Origin of the sequence: Caballeronia sp. LZ033 (assembly GCF_031451265.1) — a bacterium.
Lineage (GTDB): Bacteria > Pseudomonadota > Gammaproteobacteria > Burkholderiales > Burkholderiaceae > Caballeronia.
Genome location: NZ_JARUXQ010000001.1, coordinates 855,864 through 881,962, shown reverse-complemented (window position 1 = coordinate 881,962; position 26,099 = coordinate 855,864). Strand labels below are relative to the sequence as shown.

Sequence of the window (26,099 nt, the reverse complement as noted above, 5' to 3'; positions counted from 1 at the left end):
ACATGCATGCGTGGTCGTTGTTGTCGGACGGATTTTTTCTGTCGCTGTCGCTCTGCCTCGATATCGGCATCGCCAACGTCGCGATCATCTCGCTGGCGTTGTCGCATGGCTTCAGGCCGGGGTTCGTGCTCGGCCTCGGCACCTGTTTCGGCGACCTGTTCTATGCGGCGCTCGCGCTGCTCGGCATGGCGGCGCTGCTGCAGTTCCCTGCCGTGCGCTGGGTGGTGTGGATCGGCGGCGCCGTCGTGCTGTTGTTCCTCACGTGGAAGATGGCGCGCGAGGCGCTCGATCCGGCCTCCGCGCCGCCCGTCGAAGGCGAGGCGGATCTCGCCGTGCCACGTCCCCGGCACTGGAAGAGCTTCGTGCGCGGCTGCCTGCTGGCGGTGTCGTCGCCGAGCGCGATCCTGTGGTTCGCGGCCGTCGGCGGCGCGCTCATCGCCAAGGCGGGCGCGACCAGCGCCGTCAGCGCGTCCCTGTTCCTGACGGGCTTCTTTTGCGGCGGCCTCGCCTGGACACTCTTCATCTGCACGCTGGCCAGCCACGGCCGCAAACGCGCCGGCACGCGGCTGCTGCGCGCGTGTCATGTGATGTCGGCGGTGCTTTTCGCGTACTTCGCGTATAGCGTGATCGTCAATGGATACCGCGACCTGATCGTGCACGCGGCAAGCTGACCCTGCCTTCCTCGGCGCCTTCAGGCAAGGTACTGCGAGAGCTTCGCGAGATCGACATTGCCGCCCGAGACGATCACGCCCACGCGCTTGCCCTCGACCGGCACGATCTTCTGCAGGACCGCCGCCGCCGCGAGACAACCCGTTGGCTCGACCACCATCTTCATGCGCTGGGCGAAGAAGCGCAGCGTCTCGATCAGTTGCGCATCGCTCACCGTGACGATGCGCTCCACGTGCTCGCGGATGATCGGAAAGTTATAAGCGCCGACATGCGTGGCCGCGGCGCCATCGGCGATGGTGCGCGGCACGTCGATAGTCACGATCTCGCCGCGCGCCAGCGACTGTTGCGCGTCATTGCCCGCTTCCGGCTCGACGCCTATCACCTTGCAGTCCGGCGCCAGCGCGGCCGCCGCGAGCGCGCATCCGCCGATCAGCCCGCCGCCGCCGAGACACACGAACAGATAGTCGAGCGGTCCGGTTTCCTCGATCAGCTCTTTCGCCGCCGTGCCCTGGCCCGCGATCACGTGCGGATGGTCATAGGGCGGAATGAGCGTCATGCCGCGCTCGTCGGCGAGTTGCCGGCCGATCTCCTCGCGGTTCTGCGTATAGCGGTCGTAGGTGATGACCTCGCCGCCATAGCCGCGTGTGGCTTCCATTTTTGCGGCCGGCGCGTCCTCGGGCATGACGATGGCCGCGCGTATGCCCGCGAGCCGCGCCGACAGCGCAACAGCCTGCGCATGATTGCCTGATGAGTAAGTGATGACGCCGGCCGCGCGCTGGCGGGCGTCGAAGTGCGACAGGGCGTTCCATGCGCCACGGAACTTGAACGCGCCCATGCGCTGGAAGTTTTCGCACTTGAAGAAGAGCGAGGCGCCGGCGATGTCGTCAGCGGTGCGCGACGTCAGGACCGGCGTGCGATGCGCGAAGCCTTCGAGGCGCCGGGCGGCATCGGCGACGTCATCGTAGGTGGGGGCGGGAAGGGAGGTCATCGGCGGCAACCTGTGCTGGGAGGAAGCGGGAAGGAAGTGGCATTGTCCCAGTTTATGCCGCCCTGCTCCGGGTGCCGGAAACAGCAAGGGCGATGCGCGTTAAAACGCATCGCCCTGTTTTCAGGCTGGTGGTCGGTTGGGCTCAATAACGGTAGTAACCCGGACCGTGCCGATAGTATCCGTGGTGCCGGTAATACGGCCGGCCGTAATAGCCGTAACCGCCATAGACCACCGGGGGCGGCGGCGCATACACCACCGGCGGCGGCGCGACGTAGACAGGCGGCGGCGGCGCCACATATACCGGCGCGGGCGGCGCAGCATAGACCGGATAGGCCGGCACCCCGATGCCGACGCCAATCGACACATGCGCCTGAGCCGGACTCATGAACCCGACGCCGAGCGCGCCGGCCACCAACACACTACCGAGCTTTTTCACTTTCGTTCTCCTCGCCGCTTCGCATCGTTTCCGGCTTGCGCGGAACGTGAGCGACGGTACGAAAACGAATTTAACGAAAATGCACATCTATCGCTGAGACCATTTGTTGCAAATTGCAAGTTCCTTAACGCTGATCCAGCAGTGAAAGCCGCGCGCGATTCGGCTGATCAGGTGGAATCGCCCGCCGAAGCGGTTCTCGCCGTCAGCGTGAATACATGCATGGATGGAAAGGAAAGAATGCGTAACGTCTGATTACAAATGAACGAAAAAGCCCCGTCGAACGTCTTCGACGGGGCTTCGATGTGCGGTCGTGAGAGCGTCGTGCGTTGCGCCCTCAACCCACCTTCACATAAGCAAACTCGCGCGTGACATTGGGCGGCACGTAGGCGCCGCTGATGACGACACGGGGCGTCAGGCGCTTCTTCTGATCCCACCAGCAGCGGCGCTGGGTCTGGCTCAAGAAACGCAGATGCTTCCGGTACGAAAAAATGCTCATGGCAACCTCCGAACGTAGCGAATGAAACCTGAGGAAGAGGTTGAAGGCCGGTTGCGCCTGCCTCTTCGATCGAATCCTTCTTTTCTTTAGTATTTCGCGCTGTCCTCGCTCACTTCGTACGCCAGGGAACTCAACACTTGGCATCCACGTGGGCTTGACCACATTCAGCAGAATCCATGCCGTTCTGGCCCGCAAATGCGCGTCGCACGATGGGCCGTCGAATATCGGACGCACCGCTCCGCGTCCGTTTCACTTTATGCAGTCTATCCTGCCAGCATTGCGTGACGCGCGCTGTCGACCCGCGTGTCGAAATCGCAACATGCGCCGCAAATCGGCTTCCAATCGGCCGGGATTCTGAAATTTACGACTTGCTTTCATTTGACTGCCAGGGAAATGAAAATGTCGTCGTTGGCGCAAGCGCCTTGCCGCCCCCAATCGGGACGGCAGCCGTGTTAAGGTGACGACCGGCGCCCCACCGAGAAGGCCCGGTGGGCGGGGAAGTCAAGTCGCCATGAACAGGAAGTCGCGATGTTTCAGGGTCCGCCCCGCGAGAGCTGGCGAGTATTAAGACTCGTCGCGCGCCGCTTCGGCCGGTGACGGTTCGCGACAGCCTGGTAAAACACTCCCGTCCCGAGAATGAACAATGATCAAGGTCAAGCATCCCGAATCGCGCCGCGCGAGCGTGCGCCCCGCTGCCGCAGACGGCGCCCGTGCCCGCCGCGCACGGAGATGCGGACTCCATCGCTAGTCCCTGGCATCGTTCGTTTCAAGCTTCTTTCAGTCGACCCGACGCAGCCGCCACGCTGCACACGCAAACAAGAGGACCCGAGATGTTCGGCGAGATCGCCCGTTTTCTGCTCAGCACCGTTTTCACCCTGTTCGGCGCGGCCCTGCTGCTGCGCGCATGGATGCAGGTCGTGCGCATGCCGCCCTACAACCCGGTTTCCAATGCCGTGATGCAGGCCACCAACTGGATCGTGCTGCCGCTGCGCAAGATCCTGCCAGGCGGCAAGATCGACTGGGCCAGCATTCTCGCGGCGCTGATCGCCGCAGCTGTCTACGTCACGCTGATGGTCGTGCTCGCCGGCGTCGACCCGACGCTCATGCTGCCGATGCTCGCGCTCGTCGCCGTGCTGACTGTCATCAAGTGGGCGCTGAACCTCATCATCTGGATGACGATCCTGATGGCGCTGCTGTCGTGGCTCAACCCGCAGTCGCCGGCCATGCCGCTGCTCTTTCAGATCACCGCGCCGTTCCTCGACCCGCTGCGACGCATCCTGCCACGGCTCGGCGGCATCGACCTCTCGCCGATCCTGCTGTTCGTCATCGTGCAGGTGCTGCTGATGGTGGTGACGCGCGTGGCGGTATCGATGACGCTGTTCGGCATCTGAGCGGCGCACGCAATTGCGCCTGCGAAGGCGTTGCGCTTACAATTGCGTGCTCGAGCTTCGGCTCAAAGCGGGCGTCGTATAATGGCCATTACCGTAGCTTCCCAAGCTACAGACGTGGGTTCGATTCCCATCGCCCGCTCCAGGTTTCTCAGCACCAACCACATCAGAACACCCGGCAAAGCCGCCTCCAGTGTCACACTCGGGCGGCTTTTTGATTTCCAGCATTGCCTCGCCATGAATCAAGATCCCGAGAACGAAGCCGCCGACGGCGCCCCCGACCTTCCCGCCTCCGCCGACGATCCCTCGACGCTGCGGCACCGGCGCATCCGCAGTTTCGTCACGCGGGCGGGCCGCGTATCGATAGGACAGCAGCGCGCGCTCGACGAACTCGGTCCGCGCTACGTCGTGCCCTACGCGCCGCAAGCGGCGGACTGGAATGCCCTCTTCGGCCGCGAGGCGCCGCGCGTGCTGGAGATCGGCTTCGGCATGGGCGCGACGACAGCGGAGATCGCAACCGTGCGTCCCGGCGATGACTTCATCGGCGTGGAAGTGCACGAGCCGGGCGTCGGCGCGCTGCTCAAGCTGATCGGCGAGCAAGGACTCGGCAACATCCGCATCCTGCAGCACGACGCGGTGGAAGTGCTCGAGCACATGATCGCGCCGGACAGCCTCGACGGCGTGCACATCTATTTCCCCGATCCGTGGCACAAGGCGCGTCACCACAAGCGTCGCCTGATCCAGCCGAAGTTCGTCGCGCTGCTCGTCTCGCGCATGAAGCCGGGCGGCTATCTGCATCTCGCGACCGACTGGCAGAACTACGCGGAACAGATGCTCGAAGTCCTTTCGGCAGAACCCGCGCTTGAGAACACCGCCGACGGCTACGCGCCGCGTCCCGACTTCCGGCCGGTCACGAAGTTCGAGCGGCGCGGACTGCGCCTCGGACACGGCGTGTGGGACCTGATGTTCCGGCGTCGCTGAACGCAAAAAAGCCACGGCATGCCGTGGCTTTTTTATCGCGCAAAGGGATTCAATCGGCCCAGCTCAGCCCGCCGCTGTAGCCCACGATCAGGATCAGCAGCCCGAAGCCGATGCGGTACCACGCGAACGCCGTGAAGTCGTGCGAGGCGACATAGCGCAGCAGCCAGCGCACGCACACGAACGCGCTGATGAACGCCGCCACGAGCCCGATCGCGAACAAGCCAATATCGCCGACGGTCAGCGTGCGCCAGTACTTGGCCATTTCGTAGAGCGTCGCGCCGAAGATGATCGGGATGGCGAGGAAGAACGAGAACTCCGTGGCAACGCGCCGCTCGAGCCCGAACAGCATGCCGCCGATGATCGTCGCCCCCGAACGCGACGTGCCGGGGATCAACGCGAAGCATTGGGCGAGACCGACCTTGAAGGCATCGGCATAGGCGAGTTCGTCGACCGAGATCACGCGCGGCGCCACGGCGCGTTCCCGCTGGCGCGATTCGGCCCAGAGAATCACGATGCCGCCGACGATCAGCGCCACCGACACCGGCACCGGCGAGAACAGCACCGCCTTGATGTGCTTTTCCAGCAGTAAGCCCAGCACGATGGCCGGAATGGTCGCGATGATGACGTTGAGCGTGAAGCGCCGCGCATCGGGACGACTCGGCAGCCCGGTCACGACCGAGCCGATCTTCGCGCGATATTCCCAGCAGATGGCGAGAATCGCGCCGAACTGGATGACGACGTCAAAGGTTTTCGATTGCGCGTCGGTGAAATTCAGCAGACTGCCAGCAACGATCAGATGCCCCGTGCTTGAAACCGGCAGGAATTCGGTCAAGCCTTCCACGACGCCCAGAACGAGCGCCTTCACCATCAGTATCCAGTCCATCCGCAACCCTTGTTCGCCGATACAGCTGTTGTTTGTCAAGCACCGTACAGGCGGATGTCGGCTTACTTCTCGACGATCTGCGCACGTATGCCGTTTGTAAGGACTGTGATTGTACCGGGTTCGTAAGACACCCCGGCGAACTGGAGTTCTTCGGGCTTGAAGGTGTGGATCGGATAGCGGTCGAGCAGCTGGGCCGCGAGTTGCGCACCGACCGATGCAATCTGTTGGTTGTACTGCCCGGCGTCACCGGTGAACTGCGCGTCGTCAACAGATGGCGCGACGAGAATCACCGAACGGCTGGGGGCATCGTAGGCCAGTTGCGTGGAGAGCGTGAACGTGCCGGCCACGGGATTGGGCATGAAGGGCGTCGCGAGTCGGGCATCGACGCGCACCGTCACGCGATTGCGATCCGGCGCCATGCCGACGACCGGATTGCTCAGCACGACATCGAAAATCTGCGAGGCCGTGCGTTGCAGCGGGAACTTGCGGGCTACGGCTTCCTGGACCTGCTGCGTCGAAAATGTGTAGTGATCCGGAATGAACGGGAAGATGGAGTTCGACGCCGCGCGGGCGGTCGATGTGAGAGCGAGCGTGGGCAGCGACAGCGCTGCCAGCACGAACCGGCGCCGCAGCGGCGCGACGGTGTGCGTCATGCGTATTCCTCCAGTGCTGGGTTCTTCGATGCGTTGCGCCGGATGGCGCGGTTCGATGCGGTTCGGCTTTTGGACCATCGATCAGCGGGACAGTTGCGTCGCGTGGGGCTGCGTAACCCGTTCGAGCGTTTCGATCCACCGAAGCGCAAATTCGCGCGACTCGCCGCACATCTCCGCCGAAGGCTGCAAGCCGCTGCAGCACGCCGGCCTGCGCGGATCGCCGAAGATCGCGCAGCGCAGATCATCGCCGAGCTGCACGCAGCGTTCGCCCGCACGCTTGCCGTGCGGCATGCCCGGAATCGGGCTGGAGATGGAAGGCGCGATGCAGCACGCACCGCAGCCCTCGCGGCAGGCGTGAGGCGAAGAGTCGATCGACATGGCGATAAGGAAACCCGCGAACACAAAAAGACGAAAGCCGCATTGTCCCACGCCTCGTCTTGCGATCCGTCAAACCGGGCATGCCGTTCTGCGACCCTGGCGCGCACGTCCGGCGCCCGACGCCGCCCTACACTCGAACGAATTCCAGAGGCCCGCCATGACATCCGCCGCTCCGTTCTTCCGCCCCGATCTGCTCGCCCGCTACGACGCTCGCGGGCCGCGCTACACGTCGTATCCAACCGCCGTGCAGTTCACCGACACCTTCGATCCCGCTCACTATCGCGCGGCCGCCCGCCGCGGCCAGCCGCACGAAGCGCTGTCGCTGTACCTGCACATCCCGTTCTGCGACACCGTCTGTTTCTATTGCGGCTGCAACAAGGTCGCGACGAAAAATCGCGCGCATGCCCGGCCCTACCTCGAACGCCTGAAGCGCGAACTGGCGCTGCAGGCCACATTGTTCGATCCCGCGCGCCCCGTCACGCAGCTGCACTGGGGCGGCGGCACGCCGACTTTCCTCGCGCACGACGAGATGGCTGAACTGATGGCGGCCACGCGCGAGCACTTCAATCTCGTGCCCGACGAGCACGCGGAATTTTCGATCGAAATCGATCCTCGCGAGGCCTCGGCGGATACGGTCGCGCTGCTGCGCGAACTCGGCTTCAACCGCCTGAGCCTCGGCGTGCAGGACTTCGACGAACGCGTGCAGCGCGCCGTCAACCGCATCCAGCCGCGCGCGCTGACCGAGCGCGTGCTCGATGCCGCCCGCCGGCACGGCTTCCGCTCGGTCAGCGCCGATCTCATCTACGGCCTGCCGCATCAGAGCGTCGAGAGCTTTTCGCGCACGCTCGACGCACTCATCGCGATGCGGCCGGATCGCGTCAGCGTGTTCGGCTACGCGCACCTGCCGGAACTCTTCAAGATGCAGCGGCGCATCGACGCCACCGCGCTGCCGTCGCCGGCCGTGCGCCTCGCGATCCTCGAACGCGTGATCGCGCGTATGAGCGAGGCGGGCTATGTGTACATCGGCATGGATCACTTCGCGCTGCCGGACGACGAACTCGCCCGCGCGCACGCGGCGGGCACGCTCCAGCGCAACTTCCAGGGCTACAGCACGCAGGCGGATTGCGATCTGATCGGCATCGGCGCTTCGTCGATCGGCAAGGTCGGCGACGTCTACGCGCAGAACGCGCGCATGCTCGCCGACTACGCGGCAGCGATCGATGCGGGCACGCTCGCGATCGCGCGCGGCGTGCGCCTCTCGCCCGACGATCAATTGCGCCGCGACCTGATCATGCGCGTCATGTGCGGCGGCGAGCTGCGTTTCGACGAAGTCGCGCAGGCGCACGGCATCGAGTTTCCGGCGGTCTTCGCGGACGAACTCGAACGCCTCGCGCCGATGGCCGACGACGGCCTCATCGAACTCTCGCGCGACGCGCTTCGGGTACTGCCCGCGGGACGCATGCTGGTGCGCAATGTCGCGTCGGTGTTCGACCGTTATCTGGGACAGACCGGCACGCAGCGCTTCTCGCGCACGCTCTGAAGGAAAGTCGGGCATCGGCGAGGCTCCAGGAAGCGTATTTCTTACCTTGCTGGCTTAGAATGACAGCCACTCCGGGCGCCGGAGCCGCAGGCACTGCAAGCAAGACTCCGCGCCCGTCCATTCACGCCGATGCGAAGCGCCGGGACGGTCGAAGGCGCATCGCGAACGGCCCTGCCGCCGCCACCTCATGCCCAGCCCCTCGCCGCAGTTCGCTCCGCTCGCCCAACTCGCCGCCGATCTCCACGCCGGCCGCACGACCAGCCGCGCGCTGGTCGAGACGGCCTTGGAACGGATCGCCGATCCCGCGGGCCAGGGCTCGACCGTCTTCCTGCACGTCGATGCCGATCAGGCCCGTGCCGCCGCCGACGCCCACGACGCGCTGCGCCGCGCCGGCACCGTGCTGTCGCCGCTGGCCGGCATTCCGGTGTCCATCAAGGATCTCTTCGATATCGAAGGCCAGGTGACGCGCGCCGGCTCGACCGCGCTGAGCGACCACGCGCCCGCCCGCGCCGACGCCGTGGCGGTCGTCCGCCTGCGCCGCGCGGGCGCGGTGCTGATCGGCCGCACCAACATGAGCGAGTTCGCGTTCTCGGGCCTCGGGCTCAATCCGCACTACGGCACGCCGCATTCGCCGTGGCGCGCCGACGTGCCGGGCGACGCGCGCATCGCGGGCGGTTCGTCGTCGGGGGCGGCGGCCTCGGTCGCGGACGGCATGGCCGCCGTCGCGCTCGGCACCGACACCGGCGGCTCGATCCGCATTCCGTCGGCGCTGTGCGGCATCACCGGCTTCAAGCCCACCGCCAGCCGCATCCCGAAGCAAGGCGGCATTCCGCTCTCCCGCACACTCGATTCGTTCGGACCGATCGGCGTCTCGGTGGCCTGCTGCGCGCTGGTGGACCGCATTCTCGCGGGCCGCGAGCCCGGCGTGCCCGCCGCCCGTCCGCTCGATGGCGTGCGCCTCGGCGTGCTGACGAACTACGTGACGGACGGCGTCGAGGCGCCGGTCGCCGGCGCGGTCGCCGCGGCCATCGATCATCTGGCGGCGGCGGGCGCGGTGGTCGAAGACGTGCGTTTCGCGCCGCTCGACCGGCTGCCGGAGATCAACCGCTATCCGCTGGTCGCGATCGAAGCCTTTGCCTGGCACCGGAAGCTGATGGCCGAACGCGGCGCGGATTACGATCCGCGCGTGCTGGCCCGGCTGATGCGCGCCGAAGCGGCGAGCGCCGCCGACTACATCGACCTGTGCGAGGCCCGCGCCGCGATGATCGAGGAAGCACGCACGACGCTCTGGCAGCGCTTCGACGCGATCGTCTGCCCGACCGTGCCGGTGCTGCCGCCGCGCATCGCCGACCTCGACGCCGACGACGACCTCTTCACGCGGACCAACGCGCTCATCCTGCGCAATCCGACCACCTTCAATTTCCTCGATGCCTGCGGCCTGTCGCTGCCGTGTCACCCGCGCGGCGACGCGCCCGTCGGCCTGATGCTGGCCGGCGCGCCGAACGCCGACGACGCGTTGCTGTCCATCGGGCGCGCGGTCGAAGCCGTACTCGCCACGACGCGCTGAAGCGGCGGCGCGGCGTCGCGGGTGCGGCGTTCGCGCTAGAATTCACCGTCAAGCGGCGCAACTCAGGCACTTCCTTCTCGAATCGTTGCGGAACAATGAACAACTCTTTACATCACTTCTCGATGCATCAGGGCGACCGCGTCATGCGGCGCGAGCGGCGCCTGCTGGTGCTGTTGGGGCTCGTCTGTCTCGGACTGGTCGGTGGCGCGCTGTATCTGCAGTTCTATCACGGCGAGGACCCTTGCCCGCTGTGCATCATCCAGCGCTATTTCTTCGTGCTGATCGCGGTGTTCGCGTTCCTCGGCGCGGGCTTCAACAACTGGCGCGGCATCGCGCTGCTGGAGACGCTGGTCGCGCTGTCGGCGCTCGGCGGGCTCGCCACGGCCGCGCGGCATGTGTATGTGCAGTCGCATCCGGGCTTCAGCTGCGGGTTCGACGCGCTGCAACCGGTCGTCGACAGCCTGCCGCCCGCGCGCTGGCTGCCGCAGGTGTTCAAGGTCGCGGGCCTGTGCGAGACCCCGTATCCGCCGATCCTCGGCCTCTCGCTGCCGCAATGGTCGCTGATCGCCTTCGCGATCATCTTCGTGCTGGTGCTGGCGAGCCTGCGGTTCAAGCGCAAGCTGCGCGCGACCGCGCGGTAATTCCTGCCGCCCGGGCCGTCCGGGCCGTTCGTTGTCCCGGGCGGGGCGTTCGCGCCGCCCGTCTCCCCGCTCCACCCATCTTTCCCGCCACGCATCAGTCCGACCGCATACCCTTGATACGGAGCCGGCAATATTTTTTTGATATTGCAATGCTAAGGTCATGTCTGGATGGCGATCTACGTGCGCGCAGTCCGTTCTGCCCAGGCAAGCCGTGTTTTTTTCGGTCAGCCCCGAAACGAACGACACCCGCGTAACGCGCGCCGGGTCCGCAATGTCTTCCTGATCATGACAAAGCACACCATCCGCATCCCCTGTCACGTCTCCTCACGCACGGCATCCGCCCGGCCCTTGCACGTCCGGCACCCGGCAGTCTCCGCGTGCGCGTGGGCGCATCGAGCCATCCCGATAAACTACGGATTGCGACGATCCACCCTCACGCCACCCTGATACCTTTCCCGGAGCTCCATCGATGCAAGTTTGGCTGAACGACCTGCAACACCTGCTCGCGCACGGCGATGCCGTCGTGCTCGTGACGGTCGCGCGTGTCGAAGGCTCCGCGCCGCGCGAGCCAGGCACGAAGATGATCGTCACGCGCGAGGATGCGCGCTACACCATCGGCGGCGGCCATCTCGAATGGAAGGCTATCGAGACCGCCCGGCAAGTCCTGAAGGAAGGCATGCGCCGTCCGCACATGCGCAGGCTCGAACGCTTCGCGCTCGGCCCGAGTCTCGGCCAGTGCTGCGGCGGCGCCGTGGTGCTGGCTTTCGAGCGGCTCGACGTCGCCGACCTGAACTGGGTGACCACGCTCGCGAAGCGCACCGCGCAAGGTCTGTCGACCGTGCGCAGCATTTCGTTCGCGCCCCAGCCCGACGCCGTCATGCTGTCCGATCCCGAATCCGCCGCCGCCGACGCCGACTGCCTGCTATGGGACGGCGCCGGTTTCGCCGAAAGCGGACCGCTGCTGACCGAGACCATCGCGCCGCGCGACTTCCAGGTCGTCTTGTTCGGCGCGGGGCATGTGGGCGCGGCGCTCGTGCGCGTGCTCGCGACGCTGCCCTGCCACGTCACCTGGGTCGACGAGCGCGACGCCGCGTTTCCCGCGCCGCAGTTCGTGCCGGACAACGTGACGATCGAGCCGAACGACGCCCCCGACGAAGCCATCGACCGCGCGCCGCCCAACGCCTACTACCTCGTGATGACGCACAACCACACGGTGGATCTGGCGCTGGCGGAGTGCATCCTCCGGCGCGGCGATTTCGCGTTCTTCGGCATGATCGGCTCGTTCACGAAGAAGAAGCAGTTCGAGCACCGGCTCGTGGCGCGCGGCATCGACCCGGCGCGCATTGCGCGGATGGTGTGTCCGATCGGCATCGACGGCATCGTCGACAAGGCGCCCGAGGTGATCGCGGTCGCGGCAGCCGCCCAGCTGCTGCAAGCGGTCGAAGCCAACACGCAGGCGCGTGCGTCGTCGCAACAGAGCGTCTGAGCCCGGACGCGAAACAAGCCCCAACCCATAACAGCCCATGAATCCCACATTCGCCGACAAGATCGCGCACGCGCCCAAGGCCGAGCTGCATATCCACATCGAAGGCTCGCTCGAACCCGAGCTGATCTTCGCGCTCGCGCAGCGCAACGGCGTGCCGCTCGCGTACGACTCCATCGACGCACTGCGCGCCGCCTACGCATTCACCGACCTGCAATCGTTCCTCGACATCTACTACGCCGGCGCGAGCGTGCTGCTGCACGAGCAGGACTTCTACGACATGACGGCCGCCTATGTCGAACGCGCGCTGGCCGATCACGTCACGCACACCGAAATCTTCTTCGATCCGCAGACGCACACCGAACGCGGCGTGCCGATCGAAACGGTCGTGGCCGGCATCGAGCGCGCGCTCGCCGATGCCGAAAAGCGCGGCCTTACGTCGAAGCTGATCCTGTGTTTCCTGCGCCATCTGTCCGAAGAAGACGCGCTCGCCACGTTTGAAAGCGCGCTGCCGCTGTTCGACCGGTACGCGCACCGGCTGATCGGCGTGGGGCTCGATTCATCGGAACGCGGCCATCCGCCGTCGAAGTTCGAACGCGTGTTCGCGAAGGCGCGCGAGCGCGGCCTGAAACTCGTCGCGCATGCGGGCGAGGAAGGTCCGCCGTCCTACGTCTACGAGGCACTCGATCTGCTGAAGGTGGATCGCGTCGATCACGGCGTGCGCAGCATCGAGGACGCGGCTCTCGTTGCGCGACTCGCGGATGCGCGCATCGCGCTGACCGTGTGTCCGCTGTCGAACCTCAAGCTGTGCGTGTTCGACGACATGACCAAGCACACGCTGAAAGACCTGCTCGATCAGGGCGTCGCCGTGATGATCAATTCCGACGATCCCGCGTACTTCGGCGGCTACGTCAACGCGAACTACTTCGCGATCGTCGATGCGCTGAAGCTCGACGATCACGAGGTCTACACGCTGCTGCGCAACAGCCTGGAAGCGTCGTTCGTGACCGACGCGGAGCGCGCGGACATGATCGCGCGCCTGGATGCCTACTGGAAGCAGTGAGCCCATGGACACGACCGCTGCGTCCAACCGGGACATGACCGCCATCGAACGCTTCTTCGGCGTGCGCGCGGCGGGTTCGCGCGTGAAGACCGAAGTCGTCGCGGGCATCACGACCTTCCTCACGGCGATGTACATCATCGTCGTCAATCCGGGCATCCTGTCGCAGGCGGGCGTTCCGTTTCCGGCGGCGCTCACGGCGACCGTCATCGTCAGCTTCCTCGGCAGCTGCGCGATGGGCCTGTATGCGCGCAATCCGGTGCTCGTCGCGCCCGGCATGGGCATGAACGCGCTGTTCGCCTTCGTCATGGTCCACGGCGGCAAGATGCCGTGGCAGACCGCGCTCGGCTGCGTGTTCTGGTCCGGCGTGATCTTCGCGGTGCTCGCGGCCTTCAACGCGCGCAAACTCGTCGTCGATGCCATTCCGGCCAACCTGCGGCATGCGGTGTCGTGCGGCATCGGGCTGTTCATCAGCCTGATCGGGCTCGTCAACGCCAAGTTCGTGGTGAGCGATCCGGTCACGATCGTGCATTCGGCATCGCTGAATCCGGTGGTCATCACCTTCCTGATCGGGCTCGCGGCCACCACGATCCTGGTGGCGCGCAAGGTCACGGGCGCGCTGATGCTGGGCATCGTGTTCACGACGCTCATCGCGCTGCCGATCGGCCGCTGGTGGGGCGACGGCACCGCCTACTGGCCCGCCGCCATCGCGACGAAAACGCTCGTCAACTGGAACGGCCTGTTCGCCGCGCCGGATTTCTCGGCCATCGGCCAGCTCGACCTGATGGGATCGCTCAAGCTCATCTACTGGCCGTTCATCTTCGTGATGCTGTTCACGTCGTTCTTCGACGCGCTCTCCACCTTCATGGCGATCTCCGAAGCCGGCAAGCTCTACGACCAGGACGGCAATCCGCGCAACATCCGCCAGTCGATGATGGTCGATTCGTTCTCGGCGCTCGTGTCCGCGCCGCTCGGCACCAGTCCGGCGAACGCGTATATCGAATCGGCGGCGGGCATTTCGGCGGGCGGGCGCACCGGGCTGGTGGCGGTCGTGGCCGGGCTGTGCTTCCTGCCGTTCCTGTTCCTCTCGCCGCTGCTGTCGCTGATTCCGGCGATCGCCACCGCGCCCGCGCTCGTGCTCGTCGGCGTGTTCATGATGGATGCGATCACGAAGATCGAATGGCAGCGTTTCGACGAAGCCATTCCGGCGTTCCTCGCGATGATCCTGATCCCGCTGACCTATTCGATCACGGATGGCGTCGCGTACGGCTTCCTCGCGTTCGTCGTGCTGAAGACGGCGACGGGCCGCGCGCGGGAGGTCAAGCCGGCGATGTGGATCATCGCGGCCTTTGCTTTGGTCCTGCTTTCGCAGTTGTAGTCCCTTTACAGAAACGGAGACGTTGCATCATGACTCAGACCGCCTGGCGCGCCCAGTTGCTGACTTTCCGGGAAGATCCCGCGCATGCCGCCGACGGCGCGGTGTATGAGGCCGACGGCCTGTTGATCGTCGAAGACGGCAAGGTGGTCGCGGCAGGCGCGTATGCGTCGGTGCGCGATCAGCTGGCCGCTGACGCGATCGTCCACACGATGCGCGACAAGCTGATCGTGCCGGGTTTCATCGACTCGCACATTCACTATCCGCAGACGGACATGATCGCGTCGCCGGCGCCGGGCCTGTTGCCCTGGCTCAACACCTACACGTTCCCGACCGAACGCGGCTTCGAGAATCCGGCGCTCGCGCGCGAGACGGCGAGTTTCTTCCTCGACGAACTGCTCGCCTGCGGCACGACCACGGCGCTGGTGTACTGCACGGTGCACAAGCAATCCGCCGAGGCCTTCTTCACGGAAAGCGAGTCGCGCGACCTGCGCATGGTCGCGGGCAAGGTGCTGATGGACCGCAACTGTCCCGAGTTCCTGCGCGACACCGCGCAATCCGGCTATGACGACAGCGCCGAACTGATCGCGCGCTGGCACGGACGCGGCCGTCAGCAGTACGCGCTGACGCCGCGTTTCGCGCCGACCTCGACGGAAGCGCAGCTCGAAGCGTGCGGCGCCCTGGCGCAGCAGCATCAGGACGTGTTCATCCAGACGCACGTGGCGGAGAACACCGACGAGATCAAGTGGGTCGAGAGCCTGTTCCCGGGGCATCGGAGCTATCTCGACATCTACGATCACTACGGTCTGCTGCGCCGCCGTTCGGTCTATGGCCACTGCATTCATCTCGACGACCGCGACCGCGAACGCATGGCGGAAACCGGCGCGGTGGCGTCGCACTGCCCGACATCGAACCTGTTCCTCGGCAGCGGCCTGTTCGACTTCGAGAAAGCCGGTGCGGCCAACATGCCGGTGGCGATGGCGACGGACGTGGGCGGCGGTACGTCGTTCTCGATGCTCCAGACGATGGGCGCCGCGCACAAGATCGCGCGCCTGACCGGCCATCATCTGACGGCGACGCGCATGTTCTGGCTCGCGACGACCGGCGCGGCGCAGGCGCTGGAACTCGACGACCGGATCGGCACGCTCGCGCCCGACAGCGAAGCGGACTTCGTCGTGCTCGATCCGAACGCGACGCCGCTTCTCGCGCGTCGCACGTCGCGCACGGAGTCGCTGGAAGAACTGCTGTTCGCGTTCGCGCTGCTCGGCGACGACCGCGCGGTGTTCGAGACGCATGCCGCCGGCAAGCGCGTGCATGCGCGCGACGGGCGCAAGACGGTCATCCTCGACAAGGCAGCGTAGAGCGGCTTCAGGCAGATCGTTCCCGCAACGGCAGCCACCGGACGATTCACGCGTCCGGCGGCCAACGACGCGCATTCCTGGCAATGTCCGCATCATTCAGATTAGTACGATGGCGGACGACGTTTCGGTTTCTTAACATTCGGGCTGCGTGGAAGCCTGACAGAAAGCATCGAGGGCGGTGGCTGTATCGAGCTTGCCTGGCAGCGCCTTCCTGATCGAACACAACGAGGCGTTGCTTCACCGAAAGACCCACGATGTTTTCAGTTACCGAGACCGAAAAGTTATACAGGCTGTTTCTCAGGCTCGACCATTGCCGTTCCGGGCTCACGCTGCATGTGCGGACGATCCTGCCTCGCCCCCGCGGTTCCCGATCGAACACACTGACAGCGCGCAAGGTCGTCGCGGCGGTTATCTCGCTGTCCGGCATGCTCACCGGTGCCGAATACGCGCATGCTTGCGCGCCGACGGCGACCTTTCCAGACGCATCCGTCTCTTTCCCGGCCACCATCAGCGTGCCCGCCAACGCACCGGTCGGAACGGTCATCGCCACGGTGAGCGGGCCCATCCCGAACACCGCCGGCGCGACCTACAGCGATAACTGCGGCAATGGCGGCGGCAGCGTCTTCTGGGCACTCACGGCCGGCCCCGTTCAGCCGAATCGGATAGGCGCGACCTCGGTTCCGGGCATCGGCTACACCTCGTCGATATCCGGCGGCGGCCTCAGCGGAACAGCCACGATGGACACCGCCATCGACGGCGCGTCGCTACCGAATAATTCGGGCGCCAATTATTTTTCTTCGCAGGTCATGGTTACCGTCAAGCTCGTCGTGACGGGACCCGTCAAGGGCGGCGTGCTCACGTTGAATCCGACCGGGCCCGGAAGCCAGAACGTAGTCGGATACTTTTACGTCGGCATGGCTGGACGCTACGCGTTCCGCGTCCTCTCCCCGAGCGGCGCGACATCCATTACCGCCCGCGGCTGCAACGTCACCACGCCGGCCGTGGGCATCACCCTGCCATCCGTCTCGCCATCCAGTCTTTCGAGCACCGGCGCCGTGGCGGGCAACACCTTGTTCTCTCTCGGCCTGAACTGCGCCGCCGGCACGTCGGTGAACCTCACGCTGACCGATGCCACCACGCCATCCAACACCTCGAATGTGCTGACCCTGGGAAGCGGATCGACGGCATCGGGTGTCGGCCTGCAGATTCTCAACGGCACCACGCCGATCGCCTACGGGCCCGATTCCAGTGCGGCCGGCAACACCAATCACTGGTCGGCCGGAACGGCAAGCGGCGGTCCGATGACGATCCCGCTGAACGTGCGATACATCCGCACCGCGAATCCGATGACAAAGGTCGCCGGCCTGGCGACGTTCACCATGTCGTATCAATAGTTGCGCGTTTGAACAAAGCGTGTGGTCACGCGCGCGCTCGACAGTCCAAGCACTTTTATTGCATTCTCGTTAAAGTGCAGCCTGTCACGATCCCGCGCCGCCATGAAGAAGCTCGCCGCCCGCATCACCTCGTTTGCGCTATCGCTGGCGCTGGCTTCGTTCAGCGCATTCGCCCATGCGCGTGCCCTCGAAGCACAGCTCGACTGCAAGTCGACGCCGCATGATTTCATCGCGCCGCTGCAGGAAGACAATCTGCTGGAGAAGAAGCCGATGCGGATCGAGTCGAACTCGATCAACGCCTTCCGCGCCGTGAAGGGCGCGACGCTGACGGCCTATGGCTTCAAGGTCTACGCGCTGGTCGCGTATCAGAAGGACGATCCGCTCTTCAAGCAGGGCAAGGGCGAGCCGATCGGCGACGCGGCGTATGGCGCGGTCGTCTGGGGCGGCGACGAGGAAGTCGCGCAAAAGGTGCGCGAAGCAGGCAGCGACGCAGTGGTGCACCACGTCGCGCCTTTCATCACGGCGATCTTCTGCAAGCAATAACCGCAAGCAATAATCACCGGGAACGCAGCGCTCAGCGCAACAGTTCCACGAACGACGAGATCAGCCGGTCCATGTCGGCCGTATCGAGCGCGCCCATGGTCGAGATGCGGAACAGCTCCTTCGACAAACCGCCCTGCCCCGCATAGATCACGAAACCCTTGGCCTTCAGCGCGTCGTGCAGCGTTTCGTACGTGACGCCCTGCGGCAGCCGATACGCCCGCAACACCACCGACGACTCTTCCGGCGCCAGCGCGCTCTCGATGCCGAGCGCCGCCAGCCCCGCGCGCACCTGCTCCGCGAGCCTCGCGTAACGCTGATGCCGCGCGCGCCAGCCGCCCTCTTCCTCGAACTCGCGCAGCGCCTCGACCAACGCGTAGTACGCGTGAACCGACGGCGTGAACGGCGTGTTGCGCTGATCCTGGAGCTTGGCGAGCCGCGCGATGCCGAGGTAGTACGTGCGGCTCGCGGCCTGCGCCAGCGCGGTCCGGCGCGCGATGACGAACGCCGCGCCCGGCACGCCGTGCAGGCACTTGTTGGCCGTCGCGGCGATCGCGGCGATGCCGCCGCCGTCGAAATCGATCGCCTCGGCGCCGAAGCTGCTCACCGCATCCAGCAACAGGCCGACACCGCGCTCGGCACATGCGCGCGACAACTGGTCGAGCGCGTTGAGACGGCCGGTCGTGGTCTCGTGATGGATGATGGCGAGATTCGTGAAGGTCTTGCTGTCGAGCAGGCGGATGATCGCGTCGATGTCCGGCGCATGCATCCACTCGTGCTTCACGACTTCATGCTCGATGCCGTATTGCTGCGCGATCTGCGCGATGCGCTCGCCATAGACGCCGTTCTCCACGATCAGCAGACGCCCGCCTTCCGGCACGAGCCCCGCGATCATGCTTTCGACGGCCGCGGTGCCCGAGCCCGTCATCAGCACGGCGCTCCATACGGCCGGATCCAGTTCGTAGGCAGCGACGAGACGGCGGCGCGCCTCATCCTGCAGATCGAAGAATTCCGGCTCGCGATGGCACAGGTCGGTTTGCAGCAGGCTCTTGCGCACGCGTTCGCTCAGCGTGACAGGACCCGGGTTCAGCAAAAGCATCAACGGCCTCCAATGTGGTGTTGCAAGCGGGCGCGCACGTCCTCGGGCGTGACCTTCGGACGCGGCAGGTCGGCGGGCGTTCCGGTGGTGATCGACAGGCGCGCGAAGCGGGCGCCGTCTACATTCTGCGCGTCGAACAGGCGGTCGATCACGCCGATGTCGTCGCCGTCGAGCGCGAGCGCATAGCCGCATGCCCACGCCACCGACGCGAAATCGACGCCGCGCGACACGGTAGCCTGCCCGCCGGTCGATTCGTGCGCGCCGTTGTCGAGCAGCAGGTGCACGAGGTTCTTCGGTCCATAGGCGCCGAGCGTCGCGAAGACGCCCATGCGCATCAGCGCGGCGCCGTCGCCGTCGATGGCTACGACGGTCAGGTCTGGCCGCGACAGCGCGAGACCGAGCGCCATCGGCGTGACACAGCCCATCGAGCCGACCAGATACAGTTGGTTCTCGCGGTCGTCGATCGCGTAGAGTTCGCGGCCGCAGAAGCCGGTCGAGGCCAGCACGACGGTCGAGTCCTTCGGCGTATGCGCGATCACCCGTTGCAGCGCGGCGTGGCGCGTGACGCGCTCGCCGGCGAAACGCGCGACCTGCGCCTGCGCGTCATGGGCGCGCAGGCCTGAAAGGCCGCTCGTCTTCAGTTCATAAGGCGCGACGCTGCCCTTCTGCATCACGAGCGCATAGGGACGGCCGGTACGGTCCATGTACTCGGTGGCGCGGTCGAGCGCCGGGCCGATCTGCTCTGCTTCCGTCGGGAACAGTTCCCATGGGATTTCCATGGTGTCGAGCATCTGCGGCGTGATCGGGCCCATCAGCGCGTGCTGCGGCTCGTCGTGCACGCCGGGCTGGCCGCGCCACGTGACGATCAGCAACTGCGGCAGACGGAAGGTCCAGGTGAGCGACGTCAGCGGGCTGACCGCATTGCCGAGACCGGAGTTCTGCATCATCGCGATGCCGCGGCGCTTCGTTTCACCGGAGCCGCCGCCGAGCGCGACACCCGCGATCAGCGCGACCGCATCGCCTTCGTTCGCCGCCGACACGTAATGCAGCGACTCGTCCTGCAGCACGTAGTTGATGAAGGGCGTGAGATACGAGCACGGCACGCCCGCATACCAGTCGAAACCACGTGCGCGCGCGGCCTCGACGAACTGGGCGGCCTCAATCACGCGCGCGCTCCGTGCTGTCCAGACCGTCCGTGCCGATCGGCGTCTGGCCGTGCGCGAAATCGCCCGCGCGACGGAAGTCGTCGAGATCGTTCACGCCGCGCCAGTGGCCGTGCACGTATTGCACTTCGATCTTCTGGCCCGCCGCCAGCAGCGCGTTGAGCAGCGCGGCCATGTCGAGGGTGTCGAAGTCCGGACGCTGCTGCAGTTCGCCGAGCGCGGCGAGCAGGCGCTCACGTGCGCCCGCGCGCACGTTGATGAGACCCATCCAGCGGCCTTGCGGCGCGCGGCCCGGCTGCGCGCTTTGCCCCGCGCCGACCACGCTTTCGAGCCACACCTTCTGGCCGAACAGCGCGCGGTCGTCGCCGGTCGAGCAATACACGAAGTCCGTGGCGGATTCACCGGCCTGCGGCGCCTGCGACGAATCGACGACCACGCAGAAGTCGCTGTCCGACTCCACCAGATCGCGCAGGATGTAGCTGCGGAACAGCAGGTCGCCGTAGGAAATGACGGTGTCGCCGTTCAAGTGCTCAGCGGCGCACGCCAGCGACGCGAGTTCGCCCGTCGACGCATGCCGCTCGTTGACGACCAGACGCACGCCGCCCTTCTCGATGGCGTCGGCGCGATAACCGCCCACCACGGTGATGTCGTTGATGCGCTCCTTCTTGAACGCTTCGACCAGATGGCGCAGCAGCGGTTTGCCCGCCACCGGCAGCATTACCTTGGGACGTTCTTCGGTGAGCGCTTCGAGGCCTGCGCCGCGGCTTGCGGCCAGCACCACCGCGCTGCGCTTTTCGTTCGCCGCGCTCAGGTAGATGTTCTCGGCAGCCGAGTATTCGTCCGCGTCCTGCAAACGGAAAATCTCATTGACCGCCGCGATGCGGTCTTCCACGTTGACGAGCGTCTCGCTGTCGTGGATTTCCTTCGCGATCGCCTGCATCGCCGAGACGGCGCCGCGGATCAGATGGTTCGCCCAGATCACGCAGCTGATGCCAGCCTGGCGGAACGCGTCGGTCGGCGTGCTGTAGTACTTCGTCGGCACGATGACGAGCGGACCGCGTCCCGCCCATTCGCGCGCGAACGTGAGGATTTCGTCCGGCTTCGAGAGCTTGCTGTGGATCAGGATGGCATCCGCGCCCGCCTGGCGATATGCCTCGGCGCGCTTCAGCGCTTCTTCCATGCCCCAGCCCGCGATCAGCGCTTCCACGCGCGCTACGATCGAGAAGTTCGGATCGCTTTGCGAATCCTTGCCAGCCTTGATCTTGCCGCAGAATTCATCGATGTCGGCGAGCGGCTGCGCTTCGCCGTTGATGAAGCTGTTGGTCTTCGGAAACTGCTTGTCCTCGATGCACACGCCCGCGATGCCGCGCTGTTCCAGCTTCTTCACCAGGCGCCGCACGTTATTGAAGTTGCCGTAGCCGGTGTCGCCGTCGAGCAGGATGGGCAGATCGCTCGCGTCCGCCATGAATTCGAGGTTGTCGACCACCTGGGTCCAGCTCGCTTCGTTGTTGTCGCGCACGCCGAATTGCGCGGAGATCGACAGGCCCGAGCCCCAGATCGCCTTGAAGCCGGCTTCCTTCGCGATGCGCGCCGAAATGCCGTTGTGCGCTTCCATCAGGAATTCGAGGCGGTTGCTTTGCAGCATTTCGCGCAGGCGCAGCGTGCGCGAATAGCCGACGGGAATTTGGGTAGGTGCGTTCATTGTTGGGAGGCTCCGGCAAACTGATGCAGCGCGTTGAGTTGCGGCAGGACTTCGTCGGCCGCGCGCTTCACGTCATTCTGAAAATCGATTTCGATCCACGGTGCGCCGGTCACGTCGGCGATGTCGAACACGTGGGACTGTTCCAGCAGCAGGTCGCGCACCGCTTCCTCGTGCGGCAGCTTCGCGCGGCCGGTCGCGACGTAATCGGCGCAGATCTCGGCGAGGCGCGTGGCCGTCGCGTGGTCGAAGCGGAAGAAGCCGACCGATTCGCCGATCGTGTCGTACTGCAAGCCCGCCGCCACCTGCTTGCGCAATTCCACCGGCACGCCGTTCTCGACGCACAGCTTCACCGGCTCGTCGCCGGCTTCGAAGTCGCGGTCGATCAGCAGGCGGTTCACGCTCGCGCCCGCCACCAGCGGCGCGAAGATACGCTCGTCGTAGAGCACGTCGGCGTCCATCAGCAGGACGTCGCCGCCGCGCGTCATGGCTTCGCGCGCGGTATGCACGGACAGCACGCTGCCGAGCGTGAATTCATCGTTGACGACGACTTCGCTCGCCGGCTTCCAGTCGATCGACGCGAGTTCCGCCTCGATCTGCTCGCTCTTGAAGCCGGTCACGAAGACCACTTCGGTCACGCCGGCGGCTTTCAGGAAATGCAGATGGCGTTCGAGCAGCGAGGCGTCGCCGAAACGCAGCAAGCACTTGGGCTTCTGCTGGCCTTCGGGCTGCACGAGGCGCAGACCCATCCCGGCCGCAAGAATAATTGCGCGCATGGTTGTTGTTCCCTTCGAGGGTGTTCAGTCGATATCCGGCACGCGCGCGAGTCGGCGGCGCTGCCAGCCTTTTTCAACGAAATGCAAGTAGACGATGCCCGGCACGCCGAGCAGCAACTCCCGCGCGCGCTTGACGAGCGACAGCGCGAGCGCCGCCTCGGGCGGCAGGCCGACCAGGCGCGCGAGCAGCAGATAGCCGCCCTCCTGCACGCCGAGCGAACCAGGAATGGCGAAGGCCGCGCCGCGGATCGCCTGGCCGAGACTTTCGAGCATCAGCGCCTCGGCCCAGCCGACCGGATGGCCGAGCAAATGCAGCGCGAACCACACTTCGCCCGTGCCGGCGAACCAGCCGAGCAGGCTCAGCCCGAAGCTCGACGCCACCTTGCGGCGCTCGCGATAGAGCTCGTGGACGGCGGCATCGACAGCTTCGGCGCGCGTGACGAGCGACGACCAGTCGCGCTTGGCGGAGAACTTCGCGGCGATGCCGGAGGCGAAGCGCATCGCGCGGCCGAACAGCCCGCGCCGCTGCGCCAGATAGAAGCCGAAGATCATCAGGCCGATCACGCCGATGACCGCGAGCACGGCAATCGTCACGCTCGACGACGATCCGCCCGTCGCATAGCCGGTCAGCAGCACGACGCCGACCAGCGCGAACAGCAGTTGCGCGACCGTCTGCATGGTCGTGCTGACGGTGATGACGGCGGCGGCGTCGCGCGCGCGCATGCCGCGCTGTGCGAGGTAGCGGACCATCAGCATCGGGCCGCCGATCTGGCCCGCCGGCATCAGGCTGTTGACCGATTCGCCGGCCCAGCGCGCCAGCAGCGCTTCACGCAGCGCCACGCTGCGCTCGTGCGCCGGGAACAGCACGCTGATCGCGCCTGCGTCGATGAACAACGGAATGAAGTGAAACGCGGCCACGGCCACCAGGCCCCAACCGGCCGCGGCGAGCGTCGCCGCCACGGAACCGAAGCCTTGCCAGCCGAGCAGCGCGATGAACAACACCACGCCGGCCGACAGCAGGAAGGTACCGGCGCGACTCATGCGGATCCGTTCTTGCCGCCCTTGCGGCGGAAGACCTGGCGGAATCCGAAGTACGCGATCGAATCCTTCATGTTCGAGATGAAGCGCTGGAACGGCCGCATCGACGGGTTCGTCACGTATTCGAAGGTCAGCGACACGCGCATCTGGTTCTCGCCGAGCGGCGTGACGCGGTGGCGCAGCTTGTCGCCGTCGAAGAACACGAACGCGCCCGGCGGATAGCGCACCGCACCCGGCTGGTCCGGCACGCCGGGCGTTTTCGTGTGCAGTTCGTATTCGAGCGCGCAGGTGGAGTCGTCGATCACGCCGAGCAGCAAGGTGTAGCGCCGGCCTTCGTAATACGACGTGTCGTAATGCCAGCCGATGTGATCGCCCGGACGCGTGTAGAAATACAGCGCGTAGGCGTGGGCGTCGTCGGGCGGCGAGACCTGCAGCTTGTCGCCGGTGATCGACTCCAGCCACCCGATCAGCGCTTCCGAGCGATACAGCTCCGCGATGAACGGCGCGAGCTGGTCCAGCGTATGGCGGCTCACGCTGCCGCCCGCCTTGTGCCCCGGCAGGTAGTTGCGGTTCACGGCCGGCGTCACCGCATGCACGGCGGCAATCAGACGCTCGGTGAAGTCGCGCGGCAGGAAGTCTTCGATGTACAGAAACGACCCTTGCTGGCCATACTCGTCGCGCAGCGCAGGCGTGGGCAGCGCGGCGAGGCGCGTTTTCATCGTCGCGTCGATGTCGCGCCGCGACACCGTCGCCGCCGCGGCGGGCTGCGCCGCCGTGTTGTCCGGAAAAGCCGTTGCGCTCATCTCACCGCCTGAAAGTCGTTGCCGTCCTTGGCGGGCGACGCCTGCGCGCGCCGCTGTTTCGCGGCGACGCGCTGATAGTCCACCGCCACATACACGGCAAACAGCGGCGCGCCGATGGCCGCGGCAATCAGGAAAGGCGTCATGCCATTCAGAAGGGTGATGACGGGCAGCAGATAAAGCACGTCTTCGGTCTCGAAGCCGGCCATGGAGGCCTGTTTGGTGCCGGCCTTGCCGATCATCGACTCGATCCGCATGCGCAGATAGAAGATCAGCGCGACGGCCACGCCCGCGAGGCCGCCGAGCCACTGGGCCGGCACGAGCATGGACGGATGATGCACGGCCACATAGAAGCCGATGCCGAGAAACAGCAGCACGGTGACGAGCGCGTCGCACGCGAGGTCGTACAGGTGGCCGATCTTGCTCGACTGTCCGCTGATGCGGGCGAGTTCGCCGTCGGTGTGATCGACGAGATTCGACAGCGCGATCAGCGCGGCGCCGAGCGAACACAACCAGAACTCGCCGAGCGACAGATACCACGCACCGGCCAGGCCGATCGCGAGGCGCAGCGTGGTCAGATGGTTGGGCGTGACAGGTGTGCCGACGAGCGGCGTGACGAGGCGTCGGGCAAGCCGTGCGTCCCAGGTGGCGGGCTCAGGAACGGCTTTGGGATTGGGCGGACACGATTTTGTCATCCCGGGAATATATCGCTAATTCGGCGAACCTGCATATATTGCGGGGGGTCGTTTCCAGCGATAACTCCCTGTTTAGTCAAGGCCAGCGGGCGATTCTGAAAGTTCGACTTTCACTTTCGACAATGCCGGGCATTGTTGCATGCGGCAAAATTTTCCGGCTCCAGAAAAGCAGCCCGTGCAGCCGGGCTGCTGCTTCGGACCCGCGATCATTCGACCGTCTTCTGCGCCGGCGCGGGCGCAGGCGGCGCGACCGTGCGCTCGTTCGAACTCGTCGAGGACGCCGTCTCGTTCGGCATGCCGTCCTTGCCCATCGGCAGCGTGACGGTACGCACCGTGCCGTTGCCGAGCGGGAAATCGGCGAGTGCGCTGCGCACGAGATAAGGCATGGCCTGGTAGAGCGAGGGGTCGCCCGTCGAGTTGACGGCCGTGACCTTGTAGGCTTCGCGGCCAGTCTGCCGGTCGGTCATGCGGATCTGCAGCGCGTGGATGTACACCGGATAGGTCTGATCGACATAGCCCGTCGGACCCCACGGGCCATAGCCGCCCCAGCCCGGCCCCCAGCCGCCCCACGGGCCACCCCATGGACCGCCCCACGGGCCGCCGTACATCCACGGATCGTAGAAGACCGGCTGGCGCACGGTCATCGTGTCGCCGCGGACCGAGTAGGCAATCGCCACCTGATAGTTCGCACTCGCCTCGGGCACCTGGCGGAAGTTGTACTTGGAGAGCTCCATCGCAACGAGCGTCTCGTACGTCGTCTGTTCGATGCTGTTGCGCTGCTCGTCCTTGCGGGCGAACGCGTAGGTGCGGGTCGTATCGTTGCCGCTCCAGTCGGAGAAGGCGGTCACCTGGGTCTGCACGTAGGTCGTGCAGCCCGCGAGCCAGGTTGCCGCGAGTATCAGCGTCCATCTGAAAAACGCGTTCATGGTCGTCCTCACTGGGTTCCAGCACCCGTTCCAGTTTATTTACAGCCTCCGGCCAGCCCGGAAGCCTCCC

26 protein-coding genes and 1 tRNA gene are annotated in these 26,099 nt (G+C 65.8%); 13 read left to right on the top strand and 14 right to left on the bottom strand.

What is annotated here, in order from left to right; genetic code table 11:
* The first annotated feature begins 2 nt into the window (after nt 1-2).
* Nucleotides 3-671: a LysE family transporter gene (locus QCE62_RS03965; protein ID WP_309914565.1), complete on the top strand. Its 669-nt coding sequence runs from the start codon at nt 3-5 to the stop codon at nt 669-671.
* 20 nt (nt 672-691) lie between these two features.
* Here QCE62_RS03965 and QCE62_RS03960 read toward each other — a convergent pair whose 3' ends face one another.
* From QCE62_RS03960 to QCE62_RS03950, 3 genes are all read right to left on the bottom strand, one after another.
* A complete protein-coding gene (locus QCE62_RS03960; RefSeq protein WP_309914563.1) occupies nt 692-1,657 on the bottom strand; it encodes a threo-3-hydroxy-L-aspartate ammonia-lyase in 966 nt (321 codons plus the stop codon).
* Between the two features lie 142 nt (nt 1,658-1,799).
* Nucleotides 1,800-2,093, bottom strand: coding sequence for a hypothetical protein (locus QCE62_RS03955; protein ID WP_309914561.1), 294 nt, complete (start codon nt 2,091-2,093; stop codon nt 1,800-1,802).
* A gap of 334 nt (nt 2,094-2,427) precedes the next feature.
* Nucleotides 2,428-2,589, bottom strand: coding sequence for a hypothetical protein (locus tag QCE62_RS03950; RefSeq protein ID WP_309807623.1), 162 nt, complete (start codon nt 2,587-2,589; stop codon nt 2,428-2,430).
* Nucleotides 2,590-3,419: 830 nt separating this feature from the next.
* Between QCE62_RS03950 and QCE62_RS03945 the strand changes: the two genes are divergently transcribed.
* From QCE62_RS03945 to trmB, 3 genes are all read left to right on the top strand, one after another.
* A complete protein-coding gene (locus QCE62_RS03945) occupies nt 3,420-3,980 on the top strand; it encodes a YggT family protein (RefSeq protein ID WP_309914558.1) in 561 nt (186 codons plus the stop codon).
* Between the two features lie 67 nt (nt 3,981-4,047).
* A tRNA-Gly gene (locus QCE62_RS03940) sits at nt 4,048-4,122 on the top strand.
* 92 nt (nt 4,123-4,214) lie between these two features.
* Nucleotides 4,215-4,958, top strand: a complete 744-nt coding sequence (gene trmB, locus QCE62_RS03935; RefSeq protein ID WP_309914555.1) for a tRNA (guanosine(46)-N7)-methyltransferase TrmB — start codon at nt 4,215-4,217, stop codon at nt 4,956-4,958.
* Nucleotides 4,959-5,007: 49 nt separating this feature from the next.
* Here trmB and QCE62_RS03930 read toward each other — a convergent pair whose 3' ends face one another.
* From QCE62_RS03930 to QCE62_RS03920, 3 genes are all read right to left on the bottom strand, one after another.
* Nucleotides 5,008-5,841: an undecaprenyl-diphosphate phosphatase gene (locus QCE62_RS03930; RefSeq protein WP_309914552.1), complete on the bottom strand. Its 834-nt coding sequence runs from the start codon at nt 5,839-5,841 to the stop codon at nt 5,008-5,010.
* A 62-nt stretch (nt 5,842-5,903) separates the two neighbouring features.
* Nucleotides 5,904-6,494 (bottom strand): DUF1439 domain-containing protein, encoded by a 591-nt coding sequence (locus QCE62_RS03925; RefSeq protein ID WP_309807619.1) that lies wholly within the window; start codon nt 6,492-6,494, stop codon nt 5,904-5,906.
* 81 nt (nt 6,495-6,575) lie between these two features.
* Nucleotides 6,576-6,872: a YkgJ family cysteine cluster protein gene (locus tag QCE62_RS03920; protein WP_309914549.1), complete on the bottom strand. Its 297-nt coding sequence runs from the start codon at nt 6,870-6,872 to the stop codon at nt 6,576-6,578.
* A 157-nt stretch (nt 6,873-7,029) separates the two neighbouring features.
* Between QCE62_RS03920 and hemN the strand changes: the two genes are divergently transcribed.
* The 9 genes from hemN (at nt 7,030) to QCE62_RS03875 (ending at nt 17,836) form a co-directional block, all read left to right on the top strand.
* A complete protein-coding gene (gene hemN / locus QCE62_RS03915; protein WP_309914547.1) occupies nt 7,030-8,412 on the top strand; it encodes an oxygen-independent coproporphyrinogen III oxidase in 1,383 nt (460 codons plus the stop codon).
* A gap of 187 nt (nt 8,413-8,599) precedes the next feature.
* Nucleotides 8,600-9,979 (top strand): amidase, encoded by a 1,380-nt coding sequence (locus QCE62_RS03910; protein ID WP_309914544.1) that lies wholly within the window; start codon nt 8,600-8,602, stop codon nt 9,977-9,979.
* Between the two features lie 122 nt (nt 9,980-10,101).
* A complete protein-coding gene (locus QCE62_RS03905) occupies nt 10,102-10,620 on the top strand; it encodes a disulfide bond formation protein B (protein WP_309919601.1) in 519 nt (172 codons plus the stop codon).
* 469 nt (nt 10,621-11,089) lie between these two features.
* Nucleotides 11,090-12,106, top strand: a complete 1,017-nt coding sequence (gene xdhC, locus QCE62_RS03900; RefSeq protein ID WP_309914541.1) for a xanthine dehydrogenase accessory protein XdhC — start codon at nt 11,090-11,092, stop codon at nt 12,104-12,106.
* A 37-nt stretch (nt 12,107-12,143) separates the two neighbouring features.
* Entirely contained in the window at nt 12,144-13,166 is a 1,023-nt protein-coding gene (locus tag QCE62_RS03895) for an adenosine deaminase (protein WP_309914538.1), read from the top strand.
* 4 nt (nt 13,167-13,170) lie between these two features.
* A complete protein-coding gene (locus QCE62_RS03890; protein ID WP_309914535.1) occupies nt 13,171-14,541 on the top strand; it encodes an NCS2 family permease in 1,371 nt (456 codons plus the stop codon).
* Between the two features lie 29 nt (nt 14,542-14,570).
* Nucleotides 14,571-15,899: a guanine deaminase gene (guaD, locus tag QCE62_RS03885; protein ID WP_309914532.1), complete on the top strand. Its 1,329-nt coding sequence runs from the start codon at nt 14,571-14,573 to the stop codon at nt 15,897-15,899.
* 254 nt (nt 15,900-16,153) lie between these two features.
* Nucleotides 16,154-17,293 (top strand): fimbrial protein, encoded by a 1,140-nt coding sequence (locus tag QCE62_RS03880; RefSeq protein ID WP_309914529.1) that lies wholly within the window; start codon nt 16,154-16,156, stop codon nt 17,291-17,293.
* A gap of 102 nt (nt 17,294-17,395) precedes the next feature.
* Nucleotides 17,396-17,836: a hypothetical protein gene (locus QCE62_RS03875; RefSeq protein ID WP_309914526.1), complete on the top strand. Its 441-nt coding sequence runs from the start codon at nt 17,396-17,398 to the stop codon at nt 17,834-17,836.
* 31 nt (nt 17,837-17,867) lie between these two features.
* Here the strand turns inward: QCE62_RS03875 and QCE62_RS03870 are convergent, their stop codons facing one another.
* The 8 genes from QCE62_RS03870 to QCE62_RS03835 all read right to left on the bottom strand — a co-directional run bounded on the left by QCE62_RS03870 (nt 17,868) and on the right by QCE62_RS03835 (nt 26,029).
* Nucleotides 17,868-18,932, bottom strand: a complete 1,065-nt coding sequence (locus QCE62_RS03870) for a 2-aminoethylphosphonate aminotransferase (RefSeq protein ID WP_309914524.1) — start codon at nt 18,930-18,932, stop codon at nt 17,868-17,870.
* On the bottom strand, nt 18,932-20,098 hold the full coding sequence (gene aepY, locus QCE62_RS03865; protein ID WP_309914521.1) for a phosphonopyruvate decarboxylase: 1,167 nt from the start codon (nt 20,096-20,098) through the stop codon (nt 18,932-18,934). The genes QCE62_RS03870 and aepY overlap by 1 nt, the downstream gene beginning before the upstream one ends.
* Nucleotides 20,091-21,797: a phosphoenolpyruvate mutase gene (gene aepX / locus QCE62_RS03860; protein ID WP_309914519.1), complete on the bottom strand. Its 1,707-nt coding sequence runs from the start codon at nt 21,795-21,797 to the stop codon at nt 20,091-20,093. The genes aepY and aepX overlap by 8 nt, the downstream gene beginning before the upstream one ends.
* Nucleotides 21,794-22,570, bottom strand: coding sequence for a phosphocholine cytidylyltransferase family protein (locus tag QCE62_RS03855; RefSeq protein WP_309807604.1), 777 nt, complete (start codon nt 22,568-22,570; stop codon nt 21,794-21,796). Before QCE62_RS03855 ends, aepX begins: the two co-directional genes overlap by 4 nt.
* Before the next feature lie 24 nt (nt 22,571-22,594).
* Nucleotides 22,595-23,611, bottom strand: a complete 1,017-nt coding sequence (locus QCE62_RS03850; RefSeq protein ID WP_309914514.1) for a flippase-like domain-containing protein — start codon at nt 23,609-23,611, stop codon at nt 22,595-22,597.
* Complete coding sequence (locus QCE62_RS03845; RefSeq protein ID WP_309914511.1) at nt 23,608-24,411, bottom strand: 2OG-Fe(II) oxygenase; 804 nt, start codon at nt 24,409-24,411, stop codon at nt 23,608-23,610. Before QCE62_RS03845 ends, QCE62_RS03850 begins: the two co-directional genes overlap by 4 nt.
* A complete protein-coding gene (locus QCE62_RS03840; protein ID WP_309914508.1) occupies nt 24,408-25,103 on the bottom strand; it encodes a CDP-alcohol phosphatidyltransferase family protein in 696 nt (231 codons plus the stop codon). The genes QCE62_RS03845 and QCE62_RS03840 overlap by 4 nt, the downstream gene beginning before the upstream one ends.
* A gap of 206 nt (nt 25,104-25,309) precedes the next feature.
* Nucleotides 25,310-26,029, bottom strand: a complete 720-nt coding sequence (locus QCE62_RS03835; RefSeq protein ID WP_309914505.1) for a DUF4136 domain-containing protein — start codon at nt 26,027-26,029, stop codon at nt 25,310-25,312.
* Nucleotides 26,030-26,099 lie beyond the last annotated feature (70 nt).

Coding starts and splice junctions, on each gene's coding strand:
- QCE62_RS03965 (WP_309914565.1), top strand. CDS start 3: ATGCATGCGTGGTCGTTGTTGTCGGACGGATTTTTTCTGTCGCTGTCG.
- QCE62_RS03960 (WP_309914563.1), bottom strand. CDS start 1,657: ATGACCTCCCTTCCCGCCCCCACCTACGATGACGTCGCCGATGCCGCC.
- QCE62_RS03950 (WP_309807623.1), bottom strand. CDS start 2,589: ATGAGCATTTTTTCGTACCGGAAGCATCTGCGTTTCTTGAGCCAGACC.
- QCE62_RS03945 (WP_309914558.1), top strand. CDS start 3,420: ATGTTCGGCGAGATCGCCCGTTTTCTGCTCAGCACCGTTTTCACCCTG.
- trmB (WP_309914555.1), top strand. CDS start 4,215: ATGAATCAAGATCCCGAGAACGAAGCCGCCGACGGCGCCCCCGACCTT.
- QCE62_RS03930 (WP_309914552.1), bottom strand. CDS start 5,841: ATGGACTGGATACTGATGGTGAAGGCGCTCGTTCTGGGCGTCGTGGAA.
- QCE62_RS03925 (WP_309807619.1), bottom strand. CDS start 6,494: ATGACGCACACCGTCGCGCCGCTGCGGCGCCGGTTCGTGCTGGCAGCG.
- QCE62_RS03920 (WP_309914549.1), bottom strand. CDS start 6,872: ATGTCGATCGACTCTTCGCCTCACGCCTGCCGCGAGGGCTGCGGTGCG.
- hemN (WP_309914547.1), top strand. CDS start 7,030: ATGACATCCGCCGCTCCGTTCTTCCGCCCCGATCTGCTCGCCCGCTAC.
- QCE62_RS03910 (WP_309914544.1), top strand. CDS start 8,600: ATGCCCAGCCCCTCGCCGCAGTTCGCTCCGCTCGCCCAACTCGCCGCC.
- QCE62_RS03905 (WP_309919601.1), top strand. CDS start 10,102: ATGCATCAGGGCGACCGCGTCATGCGGCGCGAGCGGCGCCTGCTGGTG.
- xdhC (WP_309914541.1), top strand. CDS start 11,090: ATGCAAGTTTGGCTGAACGACCTGCAACACCTGCTCGCGCACGGCGAT.
- QCE62_RS03895 (WP_309914538.1), top strand. CDS start 12,144: ATGAATCCCACATTCGCCGACAAGATCGCGCACGCGCCCAAGGCCGAG.
- QCE62_RS03890 (WP_309914535.1), top strand. CDS start 13,171: ATGGACACGACCGCTGCGTCCAACCGGGACATGACCGCCATCGAACGC.
- guaD (WP_309914532.1), top strand. CDS start 14,571: ATGACTCAGACCGCCTGGCGCGCCCAGTTGCTGACTTTCCGGGAAGAT.
- QCE62_RS03880 (WP_309914529.1), top strand. CDS start 16,154: ATGTTTTCAGTTACCGAGACCGAAAAGTTATACAGGCTGTTTCTCAGG.
- QCE62_RS03875 (WP_309914526.1), top strand. CDS start 17,396: ATGAAGAAGCTCGCCGCCCGCATCACCTCGTTTGCGCTATCGCTGGCG.
- QCE62_RS03870 (WP_309914524.1), bottom strand. CDS start 18,932: ATGCTTTTGCTGAACCCGGGTCCTGTCACGCTGAGCGAACGCGTGCGC.
- aepX (WP_309914519.1), bottom strand. CDS start 21,797: ATGAACGCACCTACCCAAATTCCCGTCGGCTATTCGCGCACGCTGCGC.
- QCE62_RS03855 (WP_309807604.1), bottom strand. CDS start 22,570: ATGCGCGCAATTATTCTTGCGGCCGGGATGGGTCTGCGCCTCGTGCAG.
- QCE62_RS03850 (WP_309914514.1), bottom strand. CDS start 23,611: ATGAGTCGCGCCGGTACCTTCCTGCTGTCGGCCGGCGTGGTGTTGTTC.
- QCE62_RS03845 (WP_309914511.1), bottom strand. CDS start 24,411: ATGAGCGCAACGGCTTTTCCGGACAACACGGCGGCGCAGCCCGCCGCG.
- QCE62_RS03840 (WP_309914508.1), bottom strand. CDS start 25,103: ATGACAAAATCGTGTCCGCCCAATCCCAAAGCCGTTCCTGAGCCCGCC.
- QCE62_RS03835 (WP_309914505.1), bottom strand. CDS start 26,029: ATGAACGCGTTTTTCAGATGGACGCTGATACTCGCGGCAACCTGGCTC.